This is a genomic window from Rhodovulum viride, assembly GCF_003265965.1.
GTDB classification, from domain to species: Bacteria; Pseudomonadota; Alphaproteobacteria; order Rhodobacterales; family Rhodobacteraceae; genus Rhodovulum; species Rhodovulum kholense.
On record NZ_MUAV01000024.1, the window covers coordinates 67,107 to 75,685 of the forward strand.

The window sequence follows — 8,579 nt, forward strand, 5'->3', positions numbered from 1 at the left end:
AGGGTCCGACGTCACGGGGCGGACCGGCACGGCCCCCCGAAGGTCAGCGCCCCAGCCCCAGACGGTCCAGAAGCTCGCGCAGGTTCACGCGGTCCGCGTCGCTGTACTCGGCCGAGCGCGACTTGAAAAGCGTCGCCTGGCTGCGGTGGATCAACCCGTCGGACAGGATCTTCAGGTGATTGGCCCGCAGCGTCTCGCCGGTCGAGGTAATGTCGGCGATGGCTTCGGCGGTCAGGTTCTTGACCGTGCCCTCGGTCGCTCCCTGGCTGTCGACCAGCTGATAGTCGGCCACGCCCGCATCGCGCAGGAAGACCCGGACCAGCCGGTGATACTTGGTCGCGATCCGCAGCCGGTGGCCATGGGCGGCCCGGAAGGCCGCCGCCGCCGCGTCGAGATCGTCGAGCGTGTCGACATCGGCCCAGCAGCGCGGCACCGCGATGATCAGATCGGCATAGCCGAAGCCCATCGGTTCGAGCGCCAGCACGCGATGTTCCCAGTCGGCGATCCGTTCCTGTACCAGATCGGAACCGGTCACCCCCAGATGGATCCGGCCCGAAGCCAGCTCGCGCGGGATCTCGCCCGCCGACAGCAGCATCAGTTCGATCCCCTCGACGCCCTCGACCGCGCCCGAATATTCGCGCTCGGACCCGGTGCGGGCGATAGAGATGCCCCGCTCGGCGAACCAGTCGAAGGTCTTTTCCATCAGCCGGCCCTTGGAGGGCACCCCGAGTTTCAGCGTCATGCCAGCGCCTCCGTCAGCGACAGCACCAGTTCGGGCCGGACCACGCCGCCGACCGCGGGCACCTCGCGGCCGCGCCCCAGGATGCGGGTCAGCGCGTCATAGCGCCCGCCCGTGGCGACCGGCGGCAGCCCGGGCAGGCCCTCGGCGTAGAAGCCGAAGACGAAGCCGTCGTAATATTCCATCGTGGTGCGGCCGTAGCTGGCCTCGAAATCCAGAAGATCGACGTCGATCCCCTGCCCCGCCAGCGCGTCGAGCCGCGCCTGCATCCGGTCGACCGCCGGGCCGATGGTCTTGAGATCGACCGCGATGTCGCGCAGATGCGCCAGCGCATGCACCGAGGTCTCGCGGATCGACAGCAGATCCTCCAGCAATTCGGTCTCGCCAAGAGAAACCGGCGGCTCGGCCGCGTCCTGAACCAGAGCGTAAAGCCGGTAGGCCACATCGGCGCGCGAGCGCAGCCCGATTTCCGGCGCAGCGGCGTTCAGCACGGCCTCGACGCCATGGGTCTCGATCTCGGCCAGCAGGCGCTTGCGGCTTTCGGGCAGCGGGGTGCGCCCGGCAAACCGTTCCAGCAGCGCGCGGAACCGGCGCGGCCGCCAGACATGGCGCCGCAGCGCCGCCTTGCGCTTGTCGGTGGTGGAAAGCCCGTCGACGGCCGCGAGGATCAGCCCGATATCGCCGGTCGCGGCCCTGAGGTCGAGCGGCGACAGCGCCTCGGAAAACAGCGCGAAGACCTCGGCATCGGCCTCGGCCGGGCTTTCGCCGCCGAAAAGCTCGTAGCCCACCTGGATATATTCGTTGGGCCGGGCCGGGTCGCGTTCCTGCCGCCGGAAGACCTCGCCGCAATAGGTATAGCGGGCCGGGTCGGCGGCGCTGTCCATATGCATCTGCACCACCGGCACGGTGAAATCGGGGCGCAGCATCTGTTCGCCCCGCAGCGCGTCCGAGGTCACATAGGCCCGCGCCCGGATATCCTCGCCATACAGATCGAGAAGCGTCTCGGCCGGTTGCAGGATCGCGGTCTGAACCGGCTCGGCCCCAGCGCCCCGGAAGAACACATGCAGCCGTTCGGCCTGCGCAAGAATGCGGCCCTTGTCCTGCACCGCTCAGCCCTCGCCCTGGGCCAGCAGCCGCCGGACCTCGGCCACCAGATCGCTGCGCGCCGCCTCGAACTGGGCAGGCTGGGATTTCCATTCCTCGAGGCTGGCGCTTTCGGCGATCCTCGCGCCCAGCAGCAGATCCTTGATCTGGACGACGCCGCGCGCCGCCTCGTCGCTGCCCTGGATGATGGCGACGGGCGACTGGCGTTTGTCGGCGTATTTCAGCTGGTTGCCGAAGTTCTTCGGGTTGCCCAGATAGACCTCGGCGCGGATGCCGGCATTGCGCAGCTCGCCCACCATGGTCTGATACTCGGCCATCCGGTCGCGATCCATCACGGTCACGATCACCGGCCCTTTCAGGTCGGCCCCGGCGCGGCCCTTGGCGCGCAACGCCGCCAGCAGCCGGTCGACACCGATCGAAACGCCGGTCGCAGGCACGTCCTGCCCGGTGAAACGCTTGACCAGATCGTCATAGCGCCCGCCGCCCGCGACGGACCCGAATTGCCGCGGCCGCCCCTTTTCGTCGAGGATCTCGAAGGTCAGTTCGGCCTCGAAGACCGGGCCGGTATAATAGCCAAGCCCCCGCACGACGGACGGATCGAGGACGATCCGGTCGGCGCTATAGCCCTGCGCGTCGAGCAAGGTCGCGATGGTTTCCAGCTCGTCGACGCCTTGGGCCCCCATGGCCGAACCCGCGACCAGCTCGCGCAGCCGCGCGCAGGTTTCGGCGCCGGTCTCGCGACGGGCGGCCATGAAGCCCATCACCACCTCGGCCTGCTCGGCCGAGAGCTTCGCGCCATCGGTGAAATCGCCCGAGTCGTCCTTGCGGCCCTCGCCCAGAAGCGCGCGCACGCCCGCCTCGCCCAGCCGGTCGAGCTTGTCGATGGCGCGCAGAACGATACCGCGTTCGGCCTCGAATTTCGAGGGATCGGCGGGGTCGAGCACGCCCGCCACCTCCATCACCCCGTTCAGGACCTTGCGGTTGTTCACCCGAACCACGTAATCGCCGCGCGGAATGCCGACCGTTTCCAGCGCATCCGAGAGCATTGCGCAGACCTCGGCATCGGCGGCAACGGTCGGGGCGCCCACTGTGTCGGCATCGCATTGATAGAACTGGCGGAACCGCCCCGGCCCCGGTTTTTCATTGCGCCAGACCGGCCCCATCGCATAGCGCCGGTAGGGGCTGGGCAGATCGTTGCGGAACTGCGCCGCGACCCGGGCCAGCGGCGCGGTCAGGTCATAGCGGAGCGCGACCCAGTCGCTGTCCTCCTCCTGCCAGGCGAAGACCCCTTCGTTGGGACGGTCGACATCGGGCAGGAACTTGCCCAGCGCCTCGACCGTCTCGACCGCGGAGGTCTCAAGGGGATCGTAACCATAACGGTGGTAGACCTCGGCGATACGGTCGAGCATCGCCTTACGTTCCGTGACATCGGCACCGAAATAGTCGCGGAACCCCTTGGGCGTCTCGGCCCTGGGGCGGCGGGGTTTCTTGTCCTTGGCCATCGGTCTCTCGCCACTGCCTACGCGTCGCGCGGGGTCTAGCGGAAGGGGGGCCGGGGGGCAAGGTCGTGCAAGGTCCGGAGGACGCATGGATCGGGAACTGACGGCACTGGAAACGCGGCTGACCCGGCTGAGCACCGAGGTCGACGGGCTGACGCGGGCCATCGACCGGCAGGCGAGGGAGATCGCCGGGTTTCAACGGCTGGTCGCCGGGACGCTTGCACGCAGCGCGGCACGCGACCGGGCGGATGCGGGGTCAGAACGGCAACCGGAACAAGTGGCGCGCTGACCCTGCGGGCCCGCGCGGACGACCGGTGGGGCGCCTTGGGTATTTGAACCAAGAAGAAAGTCGCGAAGCGGGCGTCTTGCGGCGGGACGGGCGGGCCGCAGGCACCCCGGGCCACGCATGCGCCCCCTTTTGCAGACGGCACGGTTCCGGACCATCGGAGCGCACCGCGATCGGAGGCGGTCGCGCCGCCCCGAAGCCCGGCCGGCGGGCAAGGCGGGTTCAGACCTCTTCGACGGTGGCGACGCCGGGCAGGCTGCGCAGCGCGCCCTTGATCTGGGGATTGACAGGGTAGCGGTCGTTCAGCGCCATCCGGACCTCGCCAGGCAGGTCGGGGGCGATCAGGCAGAATTCAATGGGGCCGCGAGCGCGCGGCCCGCTTTCGCTGCGCGCCCGGTCGAGCAGGGCCGCGACCGCCTCGACAGCGGCTTCGGTCTCGACCACCACCTTTAGCCCGGTCGCCCCGGCATCGGCCACGACGGTATCGACCGGCTTAACCGACCGGCCCAGAAGCTTCAGTTGCTCGTTCTCCAGATTGGCCTCGACCTGGATCACCACATTCATGCCGGGTTCGAGACTGTCGCGCGCGACCTCGAGCACATCCGAGAACAGCGTCACCTCGAAAAGCCCCGTCGGGTCCGACATCTGCACGAAGGCAAAGCGGTTGCCCTTGGCCGATTTCCTCTCTTGCCGCCCGGCCACGGCGCCCGCCATCTGGACGAGGGCCGGCCCCGACTTGGTCTTTTCCTCGACCTCGGCCCGGGTCATCACCTTCTTCCGACGCAGCGCGGGCATGTAATCGTCGAGCGGGTGGCCAGAGAGGTAGAAGCCGATGGCCTTCTGTTCCTCGGCCAGGCGCTCGTTCGGCAGCCAGTCGGTCACGGAGGCCAAGCGCGGCTCGGGCAGATCCTCCCCCGCCTCGCCGAAAAGCGACACCTGCGCCGAGGCGCGCTGGTCGTGGATCGCCGCCGAATAGGCCACCAGCGCATCGAGGCTTTCGAAGACCCGGCGGCGGTTGCCGTCCAGCGCATCGAACGCCCCGGCGCGGGCCAGCATTTCCAGCGGGCGCTTGCCCACATGCTTCATGTCGACCCGGCGGGCAAAATCGAAGAGCGAGCCGAAAGGTCGGCCGTCGCGGGCCTCGACGATCAACTTCATCGCCTCGATACCCACGTTCTTGAGCGCCCCCAGCGCGTAGACCAGCCGTCCCTCCTGCACGTCGAAGGTAGGAAGCGAGCGGTTCACGCAGGGCGCAACGATCTCCAGACCGAGGCCCCGGCGAACTTCTTCGGCATAGACGGCAAGCTTGTCGGTCAGATGGATATCGCAGTTCATGACGCCCGCCATGAACTCGACCGGGTGGTTGGCCTTCAGCCAGGCGGTCTGGTAGCTGACGACCGCATAGGCTGCGGCGTGCGACTTGTTGAACCCGTAATTCGCGAACTTTTCCAGGAGGTCGAAGACCTCGGTCGCCTTCTTGGCGTCGACCCCGTTCTTCTTGGCGCCCTCGACGAATTTCGGGCGCTCGGCATCCATCGCCTCCTTGATCTTCTTGCCCATGGCGCGGCGCAGAAGGTCGGCGCCGCCGAGGCTGTAGCCCGCCATCACCTGGGCGATCTGCATCACCTGTTCCTGATAGACGATGATGCCCTGGGTCTCGGCCAGGATGTGGTCGATGGTGGGATGGATCGATTGGAGCGGCCTGAGCCCCTGTTTCACCTCGCAATAGGTGGGAATGTTCTCCATCGGGCCGGGCCGGTAGAGCGCCACCAGCGCCACGATATCCTCGATGCAGGTGGGCTTCATGCGCCGCAGCGCGTCCATCATGCCCGAGCTTTCCACCTGGAACACCGCGACCGTATGGGCGGTCGCGTAAAGCTCGTAGGTCTTCGGATCGTCGAGCGGGATATGCCCGATATCGTTTTCGGCTCCGGCCGCCGGTTCATAAAGGACAGTGCCATCGGCCGCCCGGTGCAGCGGCCGGCCGCTGCCGAGGATCAGGTCGATGGCGTTCCGGATCACCGTCAACGTCTTCAGCCCGAGAAAGTCGAACTTCACCAGACCGGCCTGTTCGACCCATTTCATGTTGAACTGGGTCGCGGGCATGTCGGACCGCGGGTCCTGGTAAAGCGGCACCAGATCGTCGAGCGGCCGGTCGCCGATCACCACCCCCGCGGCGTGGGTCGAGGCGTTCCGTAGAAGCCCTTCGACCTGCTGGCCATAGGTCAGCAGCCGCTCCACGACCTCTTCGTTCTTCGCCGCCTCGCGCAGCCGCGGCTCGTCGGTCAGGGCCTGGGAAATCGAGACCGGCTTCACGCCCTCGACCGGGATCAGCTTCGACAGCTTGTCGACCTGGCCATAGGGCATCTGCAGCACCCGGCCCACGTCGCGAACCGCGGCCTTCGACAGGAGCGCGCCGAAGGTGATGATCTGCGCCACCTTCTCGCGGCCGTATTTTTCCTGCACGTAATGGATGACCTCCTCGCGGCGATCCATGCAGAAGTCGATGTCGAAGTCGGGCATCGAGACCCGTTCGGGGTTCAGAAAGCGTTCGAACAGCAGCGAATAGCGCAAGGGGTCGAGGTCGGTGATGGTCAGCGCATAGGCCACCAGAGAGCCCGCGCCCGAGCCCCGCCCCGGGCCCACCGGAATGCCGTGCTCCTTGCCCCATTTGATGAAGTCGGCCACGATCAGGAAATAGCCCGGGAAGCCCATCCCCTCGATGATCCCAAGCTCGAATTTCAGCCGTTTTTCGTACTCCTCGACCGGCGCGGCATGGGGGATCACCGCCAGCCGGGCCTCGAGCCCTTCCCAGGCCTGACGGCGCAGCTCCTCGACCTCGTCATCGGCAAAGCGCGGCAGGATGGGCTTGCGCTTTTCCGATTTCACCGCGCAGCGGCGGGCGATCTCGACGGTGTTTTCCAGCGCCTCGGGCAGGTCGGCGAACAGCGCCGCCATCTCTTCGGGCGTCTTGAAATAATGCTGGGGCGTCAGGCGGCGGCGCGGCTCGGCCTGATCGACATAGGCGCCGTCTGCGATGCACAAAAGCGCGTCATGGGCCTCGTACATGTCGGATTTGGGGAAGTAGACGTCATTGGTCGCGACCAGCGGCAAATCCATCGCATAGGCCATCTCGACATGAGCGCGCTCGGTCTCGCGCTCGGCCTCGGTCGGCTGGCCGCCCTCGCCCGGATGGCGCTGCAGCTCGACATAAAGCCGGGTCGGAAAGGCCGCGGCCAGCCGGGTCACAAGCGCCTCGGCCTTGGCCCGCTGGCCCTCGCGAATGAGCCGCCCCACAGGGCCGTCCGGCCCGCCGGTCAGGCAGATCAGGCCCTCGGTATGATCGATCAGCTGATCGGGGGTGACCTGGGGCAGCTCCCCCGACTTGCCCAGATAGAGGCAGGAATTCAGCTTCATCAGATTGCCGTAGCCGGCCTCGTCCTGCGCCAGCAGGACCACAGGCGCGGGCGGACGCGGACGCTCGCCCGGGGCCGCCGGATCGTAGGCCAGATCGACCTGACAGCCCAGGATCGGCTGGATCCCCGCCCCGGTGGCATAGCTGGAAAACTCCAGCGCGCAGAACATGTTGTTGGTGTCGGTCACGGCGACCGCGGGCATCCCGGCGGCCTTGCACAGATCGGGCAGTTTCTTGACCCGGACCGCCCCCTCGAGCAGCGAGTATTCGGTATGCAGGCGAAGATGGATGAATCGGGGCGCGGCCATGGCCCCACCCTATCCAGAGCCGCCGCCGGGCGAAAGGCTCAGACCGGTTCCAGAAACTCGATCCGGTTGCCGAACGGGTCGTCGATGTAGAACCGTCGCATTCCCGGCAGCGCCCCGTCCCAGCGCGGCGCAAGGCCCGCCCGTTCCAGCCGGTCGGCAAGCGCGCCCAGCCCGCGCACCTCCAGCGCCGGATGCGCCTTGCGCGCGGCCGCGAAGGGCGTCTCGACCCCCAGATGCAGCCGCAACTCGCCGCGCCGGAACCAGACCCCGCCGCGCGCCTCCAGCGCCTCGGGCTTTTGCTCTTCCTCCAGCCCCAGAAGTCCGCCGTAAAAGGCCCGCGCCTCGTCCTCGCGGCCCTCCGGCATCGCCAGCTGAACGTGATGCAGCGCGTGCGGATACATGTTGCTCCCGATCCTTCTGCCCCGACAGGGGGCAGCATAGGGGCGCGGCCCCGCCCCTGCCAAGCCGCATTCCCCAAAGGTGGCGCCAGATCTGCCTGTTTTTTGGGCGCAACCTGCCACTTCGCCACATCTTCGCCCGGTTTTCCCTTGCCAAGCCCGGCATCGCCCGATCTGCTGGCCCGGAGGACCCGACAGGGGCCGCTCCTTCTACGCCGCATCGAGGGAGCCCGGCCCGGGGATGACGGCGACAACCCGGTAAGGCGGCGGATTCACGGCATGGACATCACCTTTCTTCTGAACGGAGAAAGAGTGGCTTTGACGGAGGTTGCGCCCACCGCGACGCTGCTCGACTGGCTGCGCGAGACGCGCGGCCTGACCGGCACCAAGGAGGCCTGCCGCGAGGGCGATTGCGGCGCCTGCACGGTGATGGTGACGGATGCCGAGGGCAGCCGCGCGCTCAATGCCTGCATCCTCTTCCTGCCGCAGATCGACGGCAAGGCGATCCGCACCGTCGAGGGCCTGGCGGCACCCGATGGCCGGCTGCACCCGGTGCAAGAGGCGCTGATCGACCATCACGGCAGCCAGTGCGGCTTCTGCACGCCCGGTTTCGCGGTCTCGATGGCGACCGCCCACAAGACAGGGGAAACCGATCTCGACAGCGCGCTTGCGGGCAATCTCTGCCGCTGCACCGGCTATGCCCCGATCCTGCGCGCCGCCGAGGCCGCCCGCAACGCCCCGGTTCCCGACTGGATCGAGGAAGACGCCAGCTTCTTCTTGGCCGAAATACCCTCGGGGGGGGCCGATCCACAGGATCGGCGGGGGGGGGG

7 protein-coding genes are annotated in these 8,579 nt (G+C 67.8%); 2 read left to right on the forward strand and 5 right to left on the reverse strand.

What is annotated here, in order from left to right; all coding sequences use genetic code 11:
- Nucleotides 1-43 precede the first annotated feature (43 nt).
- Genes hisG through hisS form a run of 3 tightly spaced genes read right to left on the reverse strand, consistent with a single transcriptional unit; the run spans nucleotide 44 to nucleotide 3,345 of the window.
- The gene (gene hisG / locus BYZ73_RS17100; RefSeq protein WP_108027182.1) at nucleotides 44-742 is read right to left on the reverse strand and encodes an ATP phosphoribosyltransferase; all 699 of its coding nucleotides are present in this window, start codon (nucleotides 740-742) and stop codon (nucleotides 44-46) included.
- Complete coding sequence (locus tag BYZ73_RS17105; protein WP_112316879.1) at nucleotides 739-1,845, reverse strand: ATP phosphoribosyltransferase regulatory subunit; 1,107 nt, start codon at nucleotides 1,843-1,845, stop codon at nucleotides 739-741. The genes hisG and BYZ73_RS17105 overlap by 4 nt, the downstream gene beginning before the upstream one ends.
- A 3-nt stretch (nucleotides 1,846-1,848) precedes the next feature.
- A complete protein-coding gene (hisS, locus tag BYZ73_RS17110; RefSeq protein ID WP_112316880.1) occupies nucleotides 1,849-3,345 on the reverse strand; it encodes a histidine--tRNA ligase in 1,497 nt (498 codons plus the stop codon).
- Nucleotides 3,346-3,430: 85 nt separating this feature from the next.
- Here hisS and BYZ73_RS17115 point away from each other — a divergent pair, with 85 nt between their 5' ends.
- A complete protein-coding gene (locus tag BYZ73_RS17115; RefSeq protein ID WP_112316881.1) occupies nucleotides 3,431-3,631 on the forward strand; it encodes a hypothetical protein in 201 nt (66 codons plus the stop codon).
- A 219-nt stretch (nucleotides 3,632-3,850) separates the two neighbouring features.
- Here the strand turns inward: BYZ73_RS17115 and dnaE are convergent, their stop codons facing one another.
- Both dnaE and BYZ73_RS17125 read right to left on the reverse strand, forming a co-directional pair.
- A complete protein-coding gene (gene dnaE / locus BYZ73_RS17120) occupies nucleotides 3,851-7,351 on the reverse strand; it encodes a DNA polymerase III subunit alpha (protein ID WP_112316882.1) in 3,501 nt (1,166 codons plus the stop codon).
- A 38-nt stretch (nucleotides 7,352-7,389) separates the two neighbouring features.
- Nucleotides 7,390-7,752 (reverse strand): VOC family protein, encoded by a 363-nt coding sequence (locus BYZ73_RS17125; protein ID WP_108027187.1) that lies wholly within the window; start codon nucleotides 7,750-7,752, stop codon nucleotides 7,390-7,392.
- A gap of 276 nt (nucleotides 7,753-8,028) precedes the next feature.
- Here BYZ73_RS17125 and BYZ73_RS17130 point away from each other — a divergent pair.
- Nucleotides 8,029-8,579: 2Fe-2S iron-sulfur cluster-binding protein (locus tag BYZ73_RS17130; protein WP_146746323.1), on the forward strand; the 551-nt coding region annotated here is incomplete at its 3' end.

What these genes read in the sequence shown, in the direction of transcription:
- hisG (WP_108027182.1), bottom strand. Translation starts at nt 742, where the DNA reads ATGACGCTGAAACTCGGGGTGCCCTCCAAGGGCCGGCTGATGGAAAAG.
- hisS (WP_112316880.1), bottom strand. Translation starts at nt 3,345, where the DNA reads ATGGCCAAGGACAAGAAACCCCGCCGCCCCAGGGCCGAGACGCCCAAG.
- BYZ73_RS17115 (WP_112316881.1), top strand. Translation starts at nt 3,431, where the DNA reads ATGGATCGGGAACTGACGGCACTGGAAACGCGGCTGACCCGGCTGAGC.
- dnaE (WP_112316882.1), bottom strand. Translation starts at nt 7,351, where the DNA reads ATGGCCGCGCCCCGATTCATCCATCTTCGCCTGCATACCGAATACTCG.
- BYZ73_RS17125 (WP_108027187.1), bottom strand. Translation starts at nt 7,752, where the DNA reads ATGTATCCGCACGCGCTGCATCACGTTCAGCTGGCGATGCCGGAGGGC.